Source organism: Rhizobium sp. PRIMUS64, assembly GCF_023006465.1.
In the GTDB taxonomy this organism is placed as follows: domain Bacteria; phylum Pseudomonadota; class Alphaproteobacteria; order Rhizobiales; family Rhizobiaceae; genus Rhizobium; species Rhizobium leguminosarum.
In genome coordinates, this window is record NZ_JALBGX010000390.1 from 1 (window position 1) to 224 (window position 224).

General features: G+C 58.5%; 1 protein-coding gene. It reads right to left on the bottom strand.

The genetic code is table 11. From position 1 onward, the window contains the following. Nucleotides 1-224 (bottom strand): DUF269 domain-containing protein (locus MOV76_RS39695; protein ID WP_247266651.1); only part of this gene is annotated, 224 nt, incomplete at both ends.

Below are 224 nucleotides of genomic sequence, written 5' to 3' on the forward strand. Positions count from 1 at the left end.
GGCCGAAGCCCTCATGGCCGATCGTCATGATCGGCGATGCCAACAGGCCTGTGCACTCTTCGATCACAAGCCCCACGCAACTGTAAAAGTTCTGTAGCCTCCACAGCACATCAGGATCCGGATCGCCTATGATCGGGATCTTACGGCGCTGCTCCTTGGTGAGGATGAAGTCGGCCAGCAGGTCAGTGTCCGATTTGCCTTCCCACGCCCCATGGGCATCCTGA